At 32.8% G+C, this 19492-nt stretch carries 4 protein-coding genes, 2 rRNA genes and 3 pseudogenes; 8 read left to right on the forward strand and 1 reads right to left on the reverse strand.

Annotated elements, in window-relative coordinates; all coding sequences use genetic code 11:
- Window positions 1–3: 3 nt before the first annotated feature.
- From AJ884_RS05060 to ccsA, 6 genes are all read left to right on the forward strand, one after another.
- Window positions 4–3070 (forward strand): 23S ribosomal RNA (locus AJ884_RS05060).
- 295 nt (window positions 3071–3365) lie between these two features.
- A 5S ribosomal RNA gene (gene rrf / locus AJ884_RS05065) occupies window positions 3366–3482 on the forward strand.
- 421 nt (window positions 3483–3903) lie between these two features.
- Window positions 3904–5874: a cytochrome c3 family protein gene (locus AJ884_RS05070; RefSeq protein ID WP_070286476.1), complete on the forward strand. Its 1971-nt coding sequence runs from the start codon at window positions 3904–3906 to the stop codon at window positions 5872–5874.
- Between the two features lie 40 nt (window positions 5875–5914).
- Entirely contained in the window at window positions 5915–7984 is a 2070-nt protein-coding gene (locus tag AJ884_RS05075; protein WP_083267225.1) for a rhodanese-like domain-containing protein, read from the forward strand.
- 42 nt (window positions 7985–8026) lie between these two features.
- Window positions 8027–8611, forward strand: a complete 585-nt coding sequence (locus AJ884_RS05080) for a SoxW family protein (protein WP_070243390.1) — start codon at window positions 8027–8029, stop codon at window positions 8609–8611.
- Window positions 8604–11309, forward strand: a complete 2706-nt coding sequence (ccsA, locus tag AJ884_RS05085) for a cytochrome c biogenesis protein CcsA (protein ID WP_070286478.1) — start codon at window positions 8604–8606, stop codon at window positions 11307–11309. Before AJ884_RS05080 ends, ccsA begins: the two co-directional genes overlap by 8 nt.
- Window positions 11310–11343: 34 nt before the next feature.
- On the opposite strand, the pseudogene ggt reads toward ccsA, so the two are convergent.
- A pseudogene (gene ggt / locus AJ884_RS05090) lies at window positions 11344–13012 on the reverse strand (gamma-glutamyltransferase).
- Between the two features lie 229 nt (window positions 13013–13241).
- On the opposite strand from ggt, the pseudogene AJ884_RS05095 reads away from it, so the two are divergent.
- Both AJ884_RS05095 and AJ884_RS05100 read left to right on the forward strand, forming a co-directional pair.
- Window positions 13242–17007 (forward strand): annotated as a pseudogene (locus AJ884_RS05095) (class I SAM-dependent DNA methyltransferase).
- Between the two features lies 1 nt (window position 17008).
- Window positions 17009–19470, forward strand: a pseudogene (locus AJ884_RS05100) (pentapeptide repeat-containing protein).
- The last annotated feature ends 22 nt before the right edge of the window (window positions 19471–19492 follow it).

Below are 19492 nucleotides of genomic sequence, written 5' to 3' on the forward strand. Positions count from 1 at the left end.
AAAAGGTAAGCTACTAAGAGCGAATGGTGGATGCCTTGACTGGTAAAGGCGATGAAGGACGTACTAGACTGCGATAAGCTACGGGGAGCTGTCAAGAAGCTTTGATCCGTAGATTTCCGAATGGGGCAACCCAATGTATAGAGATATACATTACCTATATAGGAGCGAACGAGGGGAATTGAAACATCTTAGTACCCTCAGGAAAAGAAATCAATAGAGATTGCGTCAGTAGCGGCGAGCGAAAGCGCAAGAGGGCAAACCCAGTGCTTGCACTGGGGGTTGTAGGACTGCAATGTGCAAGAGCTGAGTTTAGCAGAACATTCTGGAAAGTATAGCCATAGAGGGTGATAGTCCCGTATGCGAAAAACAAAGCTTAGCTAGCAGTATCCTGAGTAGGGCGGGACACGAGGAATCCTGTCTGAATCCGGGTCGACCACGATCCAACCCTAAATACTAATACCAGATCGATAGTGCACAAGTACCGTGAGGGAAAGGTGAAAAGAACTGAGGTGATCAGAGTGAAATAGAACCTGAAACCATTTGCTTACAATCATTCAGAGCACTATGTAGCAATACAGTGTGATGGACTGCCTTTTGCATAATGAGCCTGCGAGTTGTGGTGTCTGGCAAGGTTAAGCAAACGCGAAGCCGTAGCGAAAGCGAGTCTGAATAGGGCGCTTAGTCAGATGCTGCAGACCCGAAACGAAGTGATCTATCCATGAGCAAGTTGAAGCTAGTGTAAGAACTAGTGGAGGACTGAACCCATAGGCGTTGAAAAGCCCCGGGATGACTTGTGGATAGGGGTGAAAGGCCAATCAAACTTCGTGATAGCTGGTTCTCTCCGAAATATATTTAGGTATAGCGTTGTGTCGTAATATAAGGGGGTAGAGCACTGAATGGGCTAGGGCATACACCAATGTACCAAACCCTATCAAACTCCGAATACCTTATATGTAATCACAGCAGTCAGGCGGCGAGTGATAAAATCCGTCGTCAAGAGGGAAACAACCCAGACTACCAGCTAAGGTCCCTAAATCTTACTTAAGTGGAAAACGATGTGAAGTTACTTAAACAACCAGGAGGTTGGCTTAGAAGCAGCCATCCTTTAAAGAAAGCGTAATAGCTCACTGGTCTAGTGATTTTGCGCGGAAAATATAACGGGGCTAAAGTAAGTACCGAAGCTGTAGACTTGCACACAACTTAGATTATTTAAGTTGAGAATATAAAAAACTAAGTTATATGTTTTAGTTATATTTTTACTGATTTTTATAGAGTAAAGATAGAAATAAAGCTTAGTAAAATCAGTAAAAATATTCTTGGTTTAAAGTTTAAGTAGTTTAAGTAGTTTAAGTTGTGTGCAAGTGGTAGGAGAGCGTTCTATTTGCGTCGAAGGTATACCGGTAAGGAGTGCTGGAGCGAATAGAAGTGAGCATGCAGGCATGAGTAGCGATAATTAATGTGAGAATCATTAACGCCGTAAACCCAAGGTTTCCTACGCGATGCTCGTCATCGTAGGGTTAGTCGGGTCCTAAGTCGAGTCCGAAAGGGGTAGACGATGGCAAATTGGTTAATATTCCAATACCAACATTAGTGTGCGATGGAAGGACGCTTAGGGCTAAGGGGGCTAGCGGATGGAAGTGCTAGTCTAAGGTCGTAGGAGCTTATACAGGCAAATCCGTATAAGAACACTCCGAGAACTGAAAGGCTTTTTGAAATCTTCGGATGGATAGAAGAACCCCTGATGCCGTCGAGCCAAGAAAAGTTTCTAAGTTTAGCTAATGTTGCCCGTACCGTAAACCGACACAGGTGGGTGGGATGAGTATTCTAAGGCGCGTGGAAGAACTCTCTTTAAGGAACTCTGCAAAATAGCACCGTATCTTCGGTATAAGGTGTGGTTAGCTTCGTACTAGGATTTACTTCGAAAGCGAAGAAACTTACAACAAAGAGTCCCTCCCGACTGTTTACCAAAAACACAGCACTCTGCTAACTCGTAAGAGGATGTATAGGGTGTGACGCCTGCCCGGTGCTCGAAGGTTAATTGATGGGGTTAGCATTAGCGAAGCTCTTGATCGAAGCCCGAGTAAACGGCGGCCGTAACTATAACGGTCCTAAGGTAGCGAAATTCCTTGTCGGTTAAATACCGACCTGCATGAATGGCGTAACGAGATGGGAGCTGTCTCAAAGAGGGATCCAGTGAAATTGTAGTGGAGGTGAAAATTCCTCCTACCCGCGGCAAGACGGAAAGACCCCGTGGACCTTTACTACAGCTTGACACTGCTACTTGGATAAGAATGTGCAGGATAGGTGGGAGGCTTTGAGTATATGACGCCAGTTGTATATGAGCCGTTGTTGAGATACCACTCTTTCTTATTTGGGTAGCTAACCAGCTTGAGTTATCCTCAAGTGGGACAATGTCTGGTGGGTAGTTTGACTGGGGCGGTCGCCTCCCAAATAATAACGGAGGCTTACAAAGGTTGGCTCAGAACGGTTGGAAATCGTTCGTAGAGTATAAAGGTATAAGCCAGCTTAACTGCAAGACATACAAGTCAAGCAGAGACGAAAGTCGGTCTTAGTGATCCGGTGGTTCTGTGTGGAAGGGCCATCGCTCAAAGGATAAAAGGTACCCCGGGGATAACAGGCTGATCTCCCCCAAGAGCTCACATCGACGGGGAGGTTTGGCACCTCGATGTCGGCTCATCGCATCCTGGGGCTGGAGCAGGTCCCAAGGGTATGGCTGTTCGCCATTTAAAGCGGTACGCGAGCTGGGTTCAGAACGTCGTGAGACAGTTCGGTCCCTATCTGCCGTGGGCGTAAGAAGATTGAAGAGATTTGACCCTAGTACGAGAGGACCGGGTTGAACAAACCACTGGTGTAGCTGTTGTTCTGCCAAGAGCATCGCAGCGTAGCTAAGTTTGGAAAGGATAAACGCTGAAAGCATCTAAGCGTGAAGCCAACTCTAAGATGAATCTTCTCTAAGCTCTCTAGAAGACTACTAGTTTGATAGGCTGGGTGTGTAATGGATGAAAGTCCTTTAGCTGACCAGTACTAATAGAGCGTTTGGCTTATCTTTAATAAAGCATCACTTCCTTGTTAAGGTTTTTATAAAGCTTTGAATGTTTTATATGAAATATTTATATAAACATTATGTTTTTAAGCTAATAAAATCTTTCAAGTAAAGTTTATATTAGAACTTGCTCTTAACATTGTTTTTTAAGTATTCTATATAAAAACTTATCAAAGATAAAAGATAAGTAAAGAAGAAAGAAAAACAAAAGAAGAAAGAGAATAAAGAAAAAAGTAAAGAAATAAAAAGATTAAGCTTTATTTTTTAAATTCAATCTTTCAAAGAATATTTAAATAACAATGTCCGTGATTATACAGATGTGGAAACGCCTTGCTCCATCCCGAACCAAGAAGCTAAGCACATCGTGGGTGATGATACTACGCCTTACTGGCAGGGGGAAAGTAGCTCATTGCGGACTTGTTAAATGTCTTCATTGCTTACTTTATATATAAATCCTATGTTTATTTTTATTGTTGTTTTAGATGGTGCTTAGAATCGTGTTTAAAAAAGAGTTTGTTGCTGGTTAAGGTTTTTAAGAGAATAGGGTGTTTTTAGGAGTTTGGAAGGTTTAGTATATTTGTATGGATTGTAAAAATTTAGTTCTTTTAAAAAAGTTGTTTGCGTGATCGGCTACTTGGTTTATTGATAGAATTTTAAATAAAAAATAGAAATTAATATATAAATTCACGATGAAATTGTTAATTTTATTAATTATTAAGTTTAATTAACATAAACTTTATATATAAAAGTTAATATAATTTAAATAAGATAATTTATATCTTAAACTATTTATTTCATAATTATATTATCTTAAAAATTTTATTTATAAGGTGTATCTTATGAAAAAGCTTATTTCTAAGGGAAAGGTTTTAACCCTATTACTTGGGGTGGGATTTGCTTTAAATGTGAGTAGTGCAGAAAATTCAAATGTTCTTATTCAAGGAGAAGCTGCACAAGATGGCGATACTAAACCAAGAACGCTTGAGGGTTATGTGCACCAAGAAGATGCGTTTTTTAAATATCTTAAAGAACATCATCCTATGTTTAAATATGAAAAAGAAGGTCGTATAGTAGGTAAATATGCTATTAGTGATAGGGAAGAAGAATATGTAGAATTTTCTAATGGTCCTACTTTTGCACAGCAAAACAATCTAGCTCATACTTCAGTGACTTATCGTTTAGGAATGGAATCTTTTTTAGATTTTCCAAATAAATTTGTAGGTCCAAAAAAATGTGGTGAATGTCATCCTGCTCAATATAAAGCTTGGGAAAGATCACGTCATGCAAAAACCGTTCGTTTTCCTGATGAGTTTGAAGAAGTAGGAAATGATTTAAAAAAACCTATGTATAACTCACAATCTACTATTTTACCAGATGGAATTTATCCTGATGATGTCTATGCTGTAATTGGAACACCTAGAACAAAATATGGTTTTATTGATAGATGGTTGGTTCGTGGAACTTATCATGTTGAAGATGGAAATCTTAGTAATATGACAGGAAAAATTGTAGCTGGCGGCAATCAATTCTCAAGGCTTTGGAGTGAGTTTTTAACACCTGAAATGACCAAAAAAATAGCAGAATTTTCTCCAGGTTTCCCTACTACTATGGAACAATTTGGAGGTAATGGCTCTCAAGTTTGGGGAACAAATTCTTATGCAGCACAATATCGTAAAAATATGCTTTTTCAGCCTGCAAGTTCTTATTGTGAAACCTGTCATAGTTTTAAATTTGATTTTAAAAGCAAAGAAGAATTTTATAAAGCTTTAGGAAATACTCAAGAGCTTAGAAAACATACAATTTCAAAAGGTATTTCTTGTGAAGAATGTCATGGTGCAGGTGCTCATCTTTATGGTGCTAGAGGTGCAGGTATGCCATCAAACTGCGAAAGATGTCATCAAAGATTTTCTTATAATGAAGAAGATGCTAAGAAAAATCCTAGAAAACCATTTAATGCCTTCTTCAAATCTAGCTGTCCAGCTTGTGGAACTGAAGGTGCGCAAATGTATAGTTCAGCTCACTATGATAAGGGTATGAGATGTTCTACTTGCCACGATCCTCATGAGGTTACTTTCAATGATTGGAAAGATGGATATACTAAAGTAGGGCTTAAAAAAACTTGTGCAGATTGTCATGACACACAAGCTAGCTTCTTTAAACAAGGAGGAATTCATTCAAAAGATAATTGTACAGCTTGTCACATGCCAAATATGATGAGTTGTGAAAACTTTGGAGCAGTTCAAAATCCCGATAAAGGTGGATTTGATAATGTTAGAGCTTCTCACATTTGGAAAATAAAAGTTGATAAAACTGCTAAAACTCTTAATCCGCCAGAAGGTAAAGAAAGATCTCCAAAAACTCCAGGATGGACCATCGCTAGAGATGATGATGGAAGATTTTTCCTTGATTTAATGTGGGCTTGTGGACGTACAAGTTTTAGTGATCCAAATTTAATGGGGCCAGGTGCAAGTGGATGTCACAGTGCGGTTCAATCAAATTTACCTAAAAAACTTCATTTTACAGATCAAGAGACTATCTATGACATTGTTGTAGGTTGGCAAAAACCTGTAAAAGATGGATATGAAAATATTCTTAAAGGCGTGAAAGAAATTGATAAAGCTATGGCTGAAAATCCTAAACTTTCTGTAGAGAAAAAATCTCGTGTTATTACTTTGGCAAATCAAGCAAGGGCTATTGCAGAAAAATTGCAAAAAGATGGTTCTTGGGGTGTGCATGGTCCTGTTTACTCCAAAAAAATAGTAGATGAGGCTTTGGTTTATATACAAGAAGCTAAAAATATTTTAAAATAAAATTTTCGCCCATTTTTTGGGCGAGTTTAAGGAGTAAATTTTGAAACAAAGTTTAATAAAATTTATATTGCTTGCTGTTTTTTGTTTTTCAACCCCTTTTTTACTTGCCGACGGAAAAATTCAAATAGGTATAGTTGAAGGTGTAACTCCTATCAGCATGAAAGATGCTGAAAAACTTTTAGGGCAAAAAAATGTATATTTTGTGGATGTTAATTCCAAGGAAGAAAGAGAAGTTGCAGGTAATATACCTAATGCTGTTTTAGTTGATGCGCAAAATTGGCAAAATTTATTACCTGATGATTTTAATACAACTTTAATTTTTTATGGGTCGAATCGTTTTACTTTTGATGCTTCTAATATTGCAAATTTAAGCCAAAAATTAGGCTATACCCATGTTTATGTTATGTTAGATGGTATAGAATCTTGGGTGCTTTCTGGAAGAAAAGTTCAAAAAGAACAAATAGAAAAATGGCAAAACGCTAAAAATTTAGATGATTTTAAAGATAGTATTCATTCAAGAATGTATTTTGGAGATGTTCCAAGTTGTAGGGATTGCCACGGAAAAGGCGAAGATAAAAAATCTATTCGCTACAATAATGCTGCAAATTTAGATCTTATCAATAAAAACTGTGCAAGTTGTCATAAAGATGTAGATAAAGAATTTAAACACAGCATTCATCAAAATATCAGCCAAATACAACTTGATAAAGATGGAAAAAAGAAAAAAATTCCAACTTGTACCACTTGTCATGATATCCACAACAACGATCCGTTAATGAATGCAATGACCTTAAAACAAAGAAGTGATTTTAAATGCGGTGAATGTCATCAAGATAAACAAGATCGCTATCATGATACTTTCCATGGTAAGGCTATGGTATTAAATAGTCCTGGTAGTGCTCCAAAAATCGCAGCCTGTTATGATTGTCACGGCAAACACAATATTTTAAAAGTTGAAGATTTAAACTCAACCCTATCGTCTTTAAATCGTGTTCAAACTTGTGCACAGTGTCATCCAAATTCTAATGAAAATTTTGCCAATTTTATTGCACATGCTGATCATAGTGATGGAGAAAACTATCCTTTACTTCACGGTGCTTATATCTTTATGACCGCTTTAGTGATAGGAGTTTTTGTATTCTTTGGTTTGCATACTTTACTTTGGAGTATAAGACTGATTTTAGCAAGATTTTCACATCCTATAGAATGGAAAAAAGCAAAAGAAAATGCACACAATGACAAGGTTTTAATCAAACGTTTTTCAACTTTCCATAAAATTCAGCATTTCTTTATGGCGGCAAGTTTCTTAGGACTTGCTTTCTCAGGTTTGCCACAAAAATTTTATACCGCTCCTTGGGCACAAACCATGATAGATCTTATGGGCGGACCAATCGGTGCAACCATAGTACATCATATTAGTGCTATTGTTATGTTTATAGTCTTTTTCTCTCATATTGGAGAAATCATACTTGTAAACTGGAAAAGAAGAGATTTAGTACGTGATCCACAAACAGGAAAACTTGATAAAATGAAAATTTTAAAAGCCCTTTTTGGACCTGATTCTTTAATGCCAAATTGGCAGGACTTTAAAGATATGAAAGCACATTTTAAATGGTTCTTTGGCATGGGTGAAAGACCACAATTTGACCGCTGGACTTATTGGGAAAAATTTGACTATCTAGCAGTATTTTGGGGTATGTTTGTTATAGGACTTTCAGGATTGGTTTTATGGTTCCCTACTTTCTTTAGTACCTTTTTACCAGGTTGGATGATCAATCTTTGTTCTTTAGTGCATTCTGATGAAGCTTTACTTGCAACAGGATTTATCTTTGCAATCCACTTCTTCAATACTCATTTTAGAGCAGATCGCTTCCCTATGGATATGGTAATTTTCTCAGGAACCCAAAGTGAAGCCGAGATTAAACAAGAAAGAAATGCGTATTATCAACGCCTAAAAGAAAGCGGAAGGCTTGAAAGTTTATATGAGAAAAACTCTAAATTTAATTCTTATAAAAGCATTGCTAAATTAGCAGGTTATTTGATGCTGATTACGGGAATGATCTTTTTATTCTTGATGATTTATGCTTTTATAGTGGATTTATTAAAATAATAATTGCCTAGGTTTTCTAGGCAATTTAAATGAAAGGATTTGATGTTAAAAAAACTGATTTTAGGATTTATAATATTGTTATTTTGTGCTTGTAATGATGAAAAAATAGATGAAAATATTCTTTCCAAAGGAACAAAAACTACAGAACAATACAAACAAGATACAAACAATCTTGATCTCAACTCTTACAAAGAAATCGCAGAATTTTTTAAAGACAATCAAAATATTGTTTTTTCTGACAAACCTGTGCTAATTATTTTTAGTGCAAATAATTGTGTTTATTGCGATAAATTAAAACACGAAATTCAAAACAACAAAGAAGTTCAAAATATCTTAAAAAACACGTATAATTCTTACTATATCAATACAAGTTATCATAAAATTCATAATTACGACAATAAAAAAACAAGCACAGAAGAACTTTCAAGAGAATTCAATATAGACGCTACGCCTACTTTGGTATTTTTTACTCCTAAACATAAAACTTTACTGATTTATCCTGGTTTTATGAGTGCTAAACGCCTTGTTTTGACTATGGAAATTTTAAAAGATGAAAAAAATCAAAAGCTTAATGAAGATGAGCTTTTTAAAACACTTTTTCTAGCATACAAGGAAAAAAATGTTTAAGAAAATCTTTTTTTCCTTTTGGATGAGTCTTATTTTGCTTTTTATCTATGCTCTTTCTTGTGCAGTAGCGACTTTTGTCGAAAATGATTTTGGTGCAAATACTGCTAAAGCCTTAGTTTATAATGCTTTATGGTTTGATATCTTACACTTTTTGCTTTTAATCAATCTTATAGGTATTATTTTTATACATAAACTTTTGCAAAGAAAAAAATACGCTTCCTTGCTCTTGCATAGTGCTTTTATAGTAATTTTACTTGGCGCTGCAATCACGCGTTATTTTGGCGTAGAAGGAGGTATGCACATTAGAGAAGGGCAAAGTTCTGATATCATTGTGACAAGAGATGAATTTATAGCCTTAATGCTTTATAATGATGAAGGTAAGGTTATAGAATATCAATCCTTTGGGGTGGCTTTTAATCCTTTACTCCATAATAGTTTTGAGAAAAAAGTTTCCATGCAACAAAATAAAACTATAAATTTAAAACTACTTGATTATGAAAAAGCCCCTAATGCAATGAGCAATCCTATCATCAAAATGCAAATTTCTTTTAATAATGAAAGCAAAGAAATTTTACTCACTCCAAATTACAACAATGAAAATGTTTTACCTTTTAGACTAGGAGGTGAAATTTTTGCACTCAACTGGGGTCCTGAAGAGATCAAATTGCCTTTTTCTTTGGCTTTAAAAGATTTTATCCTAGATCGCTACGCAGGTTCTATGAGTCCTTCTTCTTATGCTTCAGATATCGAAGTGATCGATCAAGATAAAAGTTTTGAGTATAAAATTTTTATGAATAATGTTTTAGATTATGGCGGATATAGATTTTTTCAAAGTTCTTATGATCAAGACGAACAAGGCACCATACTTTCAGTCAATAAAAATCCTGGAAAAATTCCAACCTATATAGGCTATACTTTGCTGACTTTAGGTTTTTTATGGATTTTATTTGCTAAAAACTCAAGATTTCAAAAATTATCAAACTATCTTAAAAATCAAAAAAATCTTTTATTAATTCTTTTTTGTCTTTTTGCTTTTAACATAAAAAGTTTTGCCGATGAAAATACCTTAAAGCTTATACAAAATATCAAAGAAAATTCTGCAAAACATTCTATGCTTTTTGGAAGCTTACTTGTGCAAGACTTTGATGGCAGGATAAAACCTATCGATACTTTAGCGATGAATTACATTCATAAGATTACCAAAAAAAATGATTTTTTAGGTTTAAACTATAATCAAATTTTTCTTGGTATGATGATGTATCCACAACATTTTAGACAAATAAAAATGATTAGCGTAAAAACTGCAAAGCTAAAAGAAATTTTAGGTGTAGATAAAAATGAAAAATATCTTGCTTATGATGATGTTTTTGATGGAGATTTTTACAAACTTTCAAACTATATAGAAGAAGTAAATCGCAAAAAACCTACTCTAAGAGATCAGTTTGATAAAGATATTTTAGCTCTTGATGAAAAAATCAACACTGCTTTTTATATCTATAGCGGAGAAATTTTTAGAATATTTCCTGATCCAAGCCAAAAAACCTATACTTGGTATTCTCCTGCTACACCTATGCCTTTTGATTTAAAGGATATAGAAAATATACAAAGCTTATTGGCAAAATATTTTTTTGATTTTGAACAAGCTTTTAGTACCAAAGATTTTTCTAAAGCCGATGAAAGTTTAGAAAGACTTAAAAATTTCCAAAATTTTTATAGATCAAATCTTATCCCTACACCTACTCAAATTTCTTTAGAGCTTTTTTTAAATCATTATAATATTTTTGACAATCTCACCCCTATTTATCTTTTACTAGGTAGTATGCTTTTTATCTTATTAGTCTATGAAATTTTAAGCCTTAAAAAAGCTCCAAAAATGCTTAAAAATGCCATTTTTATTCTCATTGCTTTAAGTGTTTTAGCTCATGCTTTAGCTTTAATCTTTCGTTGGTATGTAGGAGATCACGCTCCTTGGAGTAATGCTTATGAAAGTATGGTTTATATAGCTTTTGCTTGTGCTTTTGCGGGACTTGTTTTTTGTAAAAGATCTTCTTTAGCGCTTTGTACTGCAAGTATTATGGCTGGAATTTCTCTTTTTGTAGCACATCTTGGTTTTATGGATCCACAAATTACAAATCTTGTGCCCGTTTTAAAATCCTATTGGCTTAATATCCATGTTTCTATCATCACTGCAAGCTATGGATTTTTAGGACTTTGCTTTTTACTTGGAGTATTTAGCTTGATTTTATTTATGTTAAGAAATCCAAAAAAAGCTCAAATAGATCAAAGTATTTTAAACTTACATTGTATCAACGAAATGGCGATGATAATAGGACTTGCTTTACTCACTATAGGAAATTTCTTAGGTGGAGTTTGGGCAAATGAAAGCTGGGGAAGATACTGGGGCTGGGATTCTAAAGAAACTTGGGCTTTAATTTCTATTATTGTTTATACTATGATTTTACATCTTAGATTTATCTCAAAATTTAACAATCCTTACGCCTTTGCAAGTGCGAGTGTTATAGGATTTTATTCTATTTTGATGACTTATTTTGGGGTAAATTTCTATCTTTCAGGATTGCATTCTTATGCAGCAGGAGATCCTGTGCCTGTGCCTAAATTTTTATATTTTTTCATTGCTTTTACAGTGATTTTAATTTTAGGAGCATTTTTTAAAAGAAGACTTAAAAATCCTGTATAAATTTACCCTTGAAATTTCAAGGGTAAATAAGAAGTTAGAATTCTTTTCTTGTATCCATGGAGCCTAGTTTTTCCAGTTTTTGGATCGACCATGATAGCATTTACATCACCCATATAAGGTTCTTTGGTGATTTTATAGCCCATTTTTTCAAGATTGTTTTGCACATCTTTGATGATTCCAAAAGGCTCTGTTCTGATTTCATCAGGTAGCCACTGCATGTGAAATCTTGGAGATTCTACCGCTGTTGATATATCCATTTTATGATCGATCACATTTGAAATCACTTGTAAAACTGTCGTGATGATTCTAGAACCACCTGGACTACCTACTACCATAAATACTTTTCCATCTTTTAGTATGATAGTTGGACTCATAGAGCTTAAAGGTCTTTTTTTAGGTTCTATAGCATTAGCTTCTCCGCCTACAAGTCCGTATAAATTTGGCACGCCTGGTTTGATTGAAAAATCATCCATTTCATCATTGAGTAAAAACCCTGCCCCTTCAACCGCAGCGCCCGAACCATAACTCGCATTGATAGTATAGGTAATGCTTACAGCATTGCCTTTGCTATCTAGTACAGAATAATGAGTGGTATTATGTCCTTCGTGAATTTGCCCTAAACCAGGTTTTACTTTTGAGCTTGGCAAAGCCTTATCTTTTGGAATTTTTGTATAAATTTCTTTGGCGTATTCTTTGCTTGTAAGTTTATCAAGTGGGATTTTTACAAAATCAGGATCGCCCATGTATTCTGATCTATCCGCATAAGCTTGACGCATAGCTTCAGCCATTATGTGTAAAGTTTTAGAGCTTGCAAAGCCTAAATTTTCTATATTGGCATTTTCCATGATATTTAGAATTTCGATAATATGAGCACCCCCACTGCTAGGTGGCGACATGGAAATGATATCATAACCCCTATAAGTGCCTTCTACAGGTTTTCTCCAAATAGCTTGGTATTGTGCTAGATCTTCTTTAGTGATAATGCCTTTGTTTTTAGCCATATCCGTTGCTATTAAATCAGCGATTTTTCCCTTATAAAAAGCATCAGGACCTTCCTTTGCGATAAGTTTTAAAGTTTTTGCTAGATCTTTTTGGACAAATAAATCCCCGCTTTTATAAGTGCTGCCATCTTTTTTAAGGAAATATTTGCTTGAACTAGGAAATTCTTTAAACATATCTTTAGCTTCTAGCATGGTTTGTTCTTGTCTATCATTGATGAGATAACCTTTTTCAGCTAGTTTTATAGCAGGAGCCATCAAGTCTTTTAGTTTCATAGTGCCGTAGCGATCAAGTATAGCACTCATACCTTTAACCGTTCCTGGTACTCCAGCAGCTAGATAACCTATAGTTGAAGCATCTTTTATAACTTCTCCTTTGCTATCAAGATACATATCTCTGCTTGCTTTTAAAGGTGCCATTTCTCTAAAATCAAGCGTGGTATTTTCTCCATTGGCTAGATGAATGACTGCAAAGCCACCACCACCTATGTTTCCTGCTGCAGGATGCACTACAGCCAAAGCATAACCTACAGCTACAGCTGCATCTATGGCATTTCCGCCTTTGTCAAGAACTTCTTTGCCTATTTTATTGGCTAGCTCGTGACTTGATAAAACAAGTCCTGTGCCCGTTCTATCTTGTATAGGTGGATTAGCTGCACCAAAACTTAGCGTGATTGAAATCGCAAATATAGCTAAATAACGCATTTTACTCCTTTTTAATGATATATAGAATTATTGTAATAAAACTAGGGGTATTGATAAATTTAAAAAATGATATATTTTTATAAAAATATTTAAAATTTTAAAATTTTGTATCAAATATTCTCATTTTATATAATTATTTTTTTATAAAATTACAAAAAGTAACTTTTAAATTTTATACCAAACTTGAGATTTTTTTGCTAAAATATTTAAAATTTATTGAAAGTGCAATATGAAATTTGAAGCTATAAATGAAAAAGAATTTTTAAATCCCTACCACCGCAAAAAGCCTATCTTAGAAACAGAACTAAACGAATTTATCAAAACTTTAAAAGACTATAAAATAAATTTAGAAAACAATCTCAAAAACAACGAAGATTCCCTTGTGGCAAACGCTCTTAGCAAATTTTTTGAAAATTTATCTTTTCAATGCGAAGTCAAAAGCATACACAAAGGCAACAGCGGTATAGACTTAGCCTTAAAAAAAGATGGCCTTACTCAAGTCATCATCGAAGCAAAATTGCCTAATTCTAGAGAATTTTTTAGCCCAAGCAAACCTAATTGCAAGGCTTTACATGAGTGCATTTTATACTATCTTCGCGAAAGAAAAGCGCTAAATTCATCGCTTAAGCACATCATCATCACGGATTTTTATAGCTTTTTTATCTTTAAGGCGGATTTGTTTGAAGAGCTTTTTAACAAAAGCAAGTATTTTAAAGAAGCTTTTGAAAATTTTGAAAGCAAAAACTCGCTTTTTAAAGGCAATACCGATGAAATTTATCAAGAATTTGAAAAGATTTTAAATGGCGATAGCACTTTAAAAGGGCTTTTTGTGAATTTAAAACCTATCTTAGAGCAAGATAAATTAAGCTTTAGTAAGCTTAAGCCTTTGTTCAAAATTTTTAGCAAGGATTGTTTGCTAAGTGAGTTTAACCCCAACGATGCAAATTCACTCAACAACGCTTTTTACAAAGAACTTTTATACATCTTAGGGCTTTATGAGAGCAAACAAAACTCAAAACTCATCATCGCAAAAAGTGAAGAAAGCAAAGAAGAGCAAGGCACTTTCTACACCGCTATAAACTCTAAGCTTAAAGAAGAAAATTTTGAAACCATCTTAAAACTTTTGATCTTATGGCTTAATCGCATTTTGTTTTTAAAGCTTATAGAGTCAAATTTGGTGCGTTTTAATGATGATAAAAATTTGAAATTTTTAAATTTCAAAAAAATCCCTGATTTTGACAAGCTTAGCGAACTTTTCTTTGAAGTCTTAGCCAAAGAAAAAAGCACGAGAAAGAAAAGTGAATTTGCTTATCTGCCTTATCTAAATTCTTCTTTGTTTGAAAAACAAAGCATAGAAAACACACTTGAAATTTCAAGCTTAAGTAATGACTTAAAGCTTTTTTACTATAAAAACACCGTGCTAAAAGATGATAAATGCAAGGCTAAAAAAGGACAAGTGGGGCTTTTGGAATACTTGTTTGAATTTTTAGATAGCTTTGATTTTGGTAGCGATGATGAGCAAAGCGAAATTTTAAGCCAAAAAGAACTCATAAGTTCAAGCGTTTTAGGAAATGTGTTTGAAAAACTCAATGGCTACAAAGAAGGGAGCTTTTACACGCCAAGCTTTATCACTTCTTATATGTGTAAAGAAAGTATCACAAAAGTTGTGATTGATAAATTCAATGCTCAATTTGATCTTGATGCTAAAAATATAAACGAACTAAGAAAGTCTTTAAGAAAAGAAGACAAAAAAGCACAAAAAGAGCTTTTAAACTCTATAAAAATTTGCGATCCTGCAGTGGGAAGTGGGCATTTTTTGGTTTCTGCTTTAAATATTATGTTGAGCATTTATGATGAGCTAAATCTTTTTGATGAAGAGTTTTACCTAGAAGTACAAAACGATGAAATTCTCATCACGGGTAGAAAAGGCGAGTTTATAGAGTATAAACGCCCAAGTACGCCTAAAGATAAAGCCCATCTTATCCAGCAAGAACTTTTTCATACCAAAAAAGACATCATAGAAAACAACCTTTTTGGAGTCGATATCAACCCTAACTCATGCGAGATCACCAAACTAAGGCTTTGGATAGAGCTTTTAAAACACAGTTTTTATCAAAGCTTTGATGATGAGAATTATCATGATCTTAAAACATTGCCAAACATCGATATAAACATAAAATGCGGAAATTCTTTGGTATCTTACTTTGAAACAGGCAAAAGCCTAAACCACTATCCTAACATCAAAGAACGTATGGGCAAATACAAACGCACAGTAAAAGACTATAAAGAAGGCTTTTACACAGATAAAAGCCACATCAGCCAAGAGATAAAAAATCTCCAAGAAAGCTTTAAAAATTTTTGCTTGAAAGATAAATTTAACAAAGAGATCAAGCAGCTCACAAATGGGGCAAACGAGTATTCTAAAAAATACGGCGATTTTTTAGCCGATGAACATCACGATGAAAAATTTAAAAGCTTTTTTTCTAAAAATATGTTTGAATTCAGTTTTGATGAAAAAGTAGCAAGAAAAGAATTTAAAAAGCTTTTAGAGCTTTATGAGCGTATTTTCGAACTAGAAAAATCACATCCTTTTGAATGGCGTTTTGAATTCCCTGAAATTTTGGACGATGAAGGAAATTTCAAAGGCTTTGATCTCATCATCGGCAATCCGCCTTATATAAGACAAGAAGAGCTTAAAGAGCTAAAACCTCATCTAGCTAAAAACTATAAAGTTTATAAAGGCACGAGTGATATTTATACTTATTTTTATGAGCTAGGATTTAATGTTTTAAAAGATAGGGGGGGGGGTATTGAGCTATATCACTTCTAACAAATACACGCGTGCAGGATATGGGGAAGCTTTGCGTGAATTTTTGCTTAAAAATGTTAAGTTTTTAGAATATACTGATTTAAACGGCATAAAAGTTTTTGATAGTGCTACGGTGGATACTTCCATACTTTGTTTTGAAAAATTAAAAAGCAAAGATAATAAATTCAAATACCTTTCTTTAAACAATGAAATTTTAAAAACTTGTGCCTATAACATCGGCTTATATAAGGACTTTGCAGAATTTTCGCAAAATTCTTTAAGCAAAGAAAGCTTCACTTTTAGCGATGAGAATACTAGTGCTTTAAAGGCTAAGATAGAACGCATAGGAACTCCGCTTAAAGAATGGTATGGGCTTAATATCAACTATGGGATAAAAACAGGCTATAACGAAGCCTTTATCATCACTACTGAAAAAAGAAATGAAATTTTAGCAAATTGCAAAGATGAAGCTGAAAAAGAACGCACCGCCAAACTCATACGCAAAATGCTACGCGGACGCGATATAAAAAGATATAGCTATGAATGGGCGGGGCTTTGGATAATAGTTTTTGAATTTGGAAGTTATAAAATTTTAGAAAAAGATTATCCCGCCATATATAATCATTTAAAACAATATAAGAAAAAACTTCAAGCTAGAGGACAATGCACCAATAAACCTGTGACAGATCAAAAGCAGTATTTGGGGCAACATCATTGGCTTGAGCTAGACAATAATCCAAACAAAGATTATTTATTACAATTTGAAAAAGAAAAGATAGGTTGGCAAAGAGTAACACAAGAGCCGAGTTTTATTTTAGAAAAAGAATGCATTTTGTTAGACTCTATGGCTTTTATGGTGGCAAATTCTAAAAATGAACTCAAATATCTTTTAGGGTTTCTAAATTCTAGTTTGATATTTTATTATTTTAAAAATATAGGGCATTTGTATTCTGACAAAGGCTTTTTATTATCAAATCAATATGTAGAAAAGTTTCCTATCCCCAAAATAAATTCCAAAAATGAAAAATTAGCAAACGAGCTTATAAATTTAGTCGATGAAATTTTAAAAGCCAAAGAACAAGACAAAAACGCAAATACCCAAGAACTAGAAAATAAAATCAATTCTTTGGTTTATAAACTCTATAACTTAACCGAAGAAGAAATAAAAATAATTGAAGGAAGATAGCATGAAATATAAATGGATAGTTAAAAATACTTATATTGACTTCAAGCTTAATAATTTATATATGCTAATTAACCCTTCAGATAAAATCTATCTTGAAGAAGATGTGTGTTATTATCTTGAAATTTACATAAAATATAGAATTTTTAACAATTGTATTTTAGTTTGTGATATGTTGGATAATTGGTGGAAATTGATTTCTTCAACTCTTCATTTAGATAAAAGTCATATAAAATATAACTATCTTTCAAATACATTTATTGTAAGTGATTTTGAGCTTGGAATTAAACTAGAATCTAATTTGCTAACAAAATTTAATTTTGAATTTTATAATGGATTGATTCTCAATCAATTATCAATTACCAATGGACTATCCCTTAAAAGAGAAAACTATAATAAATCTTTGAAATTTTCAAATTGTAAATTTAATAAAGAGTTTTGTATCGCTAGAATTAATATTAGCAAACAAATTGTTTTTGAAAATATATACTTTCTCGAAAATGTCTTTATTGAATGGGTAAATTTTAATGAAAATTCATGCCTAAAGTTTTTTAAATGCAATTTTAAAAAGCAATGTAATTTTAAATATAATATTTTTTGCAATGAAATTGATTTTTTGGATATTTACACTAATGAATTAATTTTAGAACAAAATATATTTAATAAATTTTTATATATCCAAAATTCCACCATTAATAATATTAATTTGTGGAAAAATAAATTTAAAAATAGATGTTATTTTATGGATTCTGTTTTTGGAAACAAAAACAATGAAAATATTAAATTAAATTTTTCAAATGCTCATTTTGAAGATAATGCTTATTTTAATAATTCTGAATTTTATAGTTATGCTGATTTTCACGAGTGTGAATTTGATGATATAGCTTGTTTTTATGGAGTGAAGTTTTATAAAACTCCGAATTTTAGCGCTTGTTATTTTAAAGAACCAAAAGCTGTAAATTTAATCAATGTCGATATAGATAAGCTAGATTTTAAATCAGTGGAGAAATATATAGAAGATAATTATAAAGATGAAAGTTACAAAAACGAAACCAAAGGAATACAAGATGAAAAAGAGATTTTTAAAATTCAAAATGAATATAGATTAAGATATGCTAAAAATTTAAAAGATTCTTTAGGGTTATAAAAGATGTTTTAATCACTCAAAATAATACCTTAGAAGCTCAAGAATGGCATAAATTAGAACTTTATGCGAAAGAGAGAGAATTGTTATTTGAAGTAGAAAGTTGTTATAAAGAGAAGAATAAGCCGTTTATTGCTGCTAAATCAGAAGATAAAAATTCTATTAATCTTACTTTTAGTGTATTGTTGTTATGGATTTACAGGGTTACAAGTCTTCATCACACAAATTTGCCTAGAATTATTAATTTTACTAGTTTAAATATTGTTGCGTTTGGTGGTTTGGTTTGGTTGATTCCTTGCTTAAGTTATCGCATTGATAAACAAAACATTTTGTGGTTTTTTGGAGTGTTGATTCTTTCTATTTTGGTTATGGTAATTGTGTATCTAGCATTAAAAAAACACAAGTTAAAAAGTATAAGATTAATCTTATTTACTTTTTTAGCATTTCTAATGGCTTTATTTTTAATACAATCCATAACTTTATTGCATTCATTTAGTGATGTTGTATTTGTATTGTTTTTTTATTGTTTGCTAGTGATTGCTTTGATTTGTTTGTATCCTTATATAAACTTAAAATCTTTTATATCTTATTGTTTTAATTGGCTTATTTATTTCTTTTTGGTTATGATTGTTGTTTTAAAACCACAACTTATAAATCCTTTTACAGGTGTACTTTCATCAGATAAGCTTTATGAAAGTCAATTTGAAAAAAGTTTAAATGATTTAAATGCCAGTGTTATTATAAATCTAGCAAGCATATTGCAGAATGATTTTAATCTCCATTTAAAAGATCAAAATATTTCTTTTGCAGAGTTAAATTCAGCTAAAGCTTTGATAATAGCAAATAAAGAAAAATTAAAAGAAATTTTGAAAGTATATGATGATAAATATGAAAGTGATTATAAAAATGTTTTAAATGAGTTAGAAAATAACACATCAAATTTAAAAAATATTATAGAAGAGATAGACAATAAAAACAACAATAGCGTTGTATCTGTTCAACTCAATCAAATTTTAAAATTAAATTTTATTCAAGGAATAGATATTTTATGTATCATAAAAAGATTTTTTTCTATATCTGAAAAACTATCACCTGAGCAAATGGCTCTTTTTGAACAAAAAGATAGTCAGGATAGGTTAAAAAGTGTTTTGGCTCTTTTGAAATTTAAATCAAGTTTTGAAGGGATTTTGGAAGTGATAAATCAAGATGAAATTATCCAAAACGCCATAAAATCCACTAGTGTTTTATATAGCATTATACTTTTGCTTTGTATATTCTCACTCCAAAAAACCGCACGAAAAAATTCCATAGTGCCAAGTTAAAATGATGTAATAAAAAAAATGA

Source organism: Campylobacter sp. BCW_6463 (assembly GCF_001762785.1).
GTDB classification, from domain to species: Bacteria; Campylobacterota; Campylobacteria; order Campylobacterales; family Campylobacteraceae; genus Campylobacter_D; species Campylobacter_D jejuni.

Excerpts from the sequence above, each read along its gene's own strand:
- AJ884_RS05070 (WP_070286476.1), top strand. The coding sequence starts at position 3,904 with ATGAAAAAGCTTATTTCTAAGGGAAAGGTTTTAACCCTATTACTTGGG.
- AJ884_RS05080 (WP_070243390.1), top strand. The coding sequence starts at position 8,027 with ATGTTAAAAAAACTGATTTTAGGATTTATAATATTGTTATTTTGTGCT.
- ccsA (WP_070286478.1), top strand. The coding sequence starts at position 8,604 with ATGTTTAAGAAAATCTTTTTTTCCTTTTGGATGAGTCTTATTTTGCTT.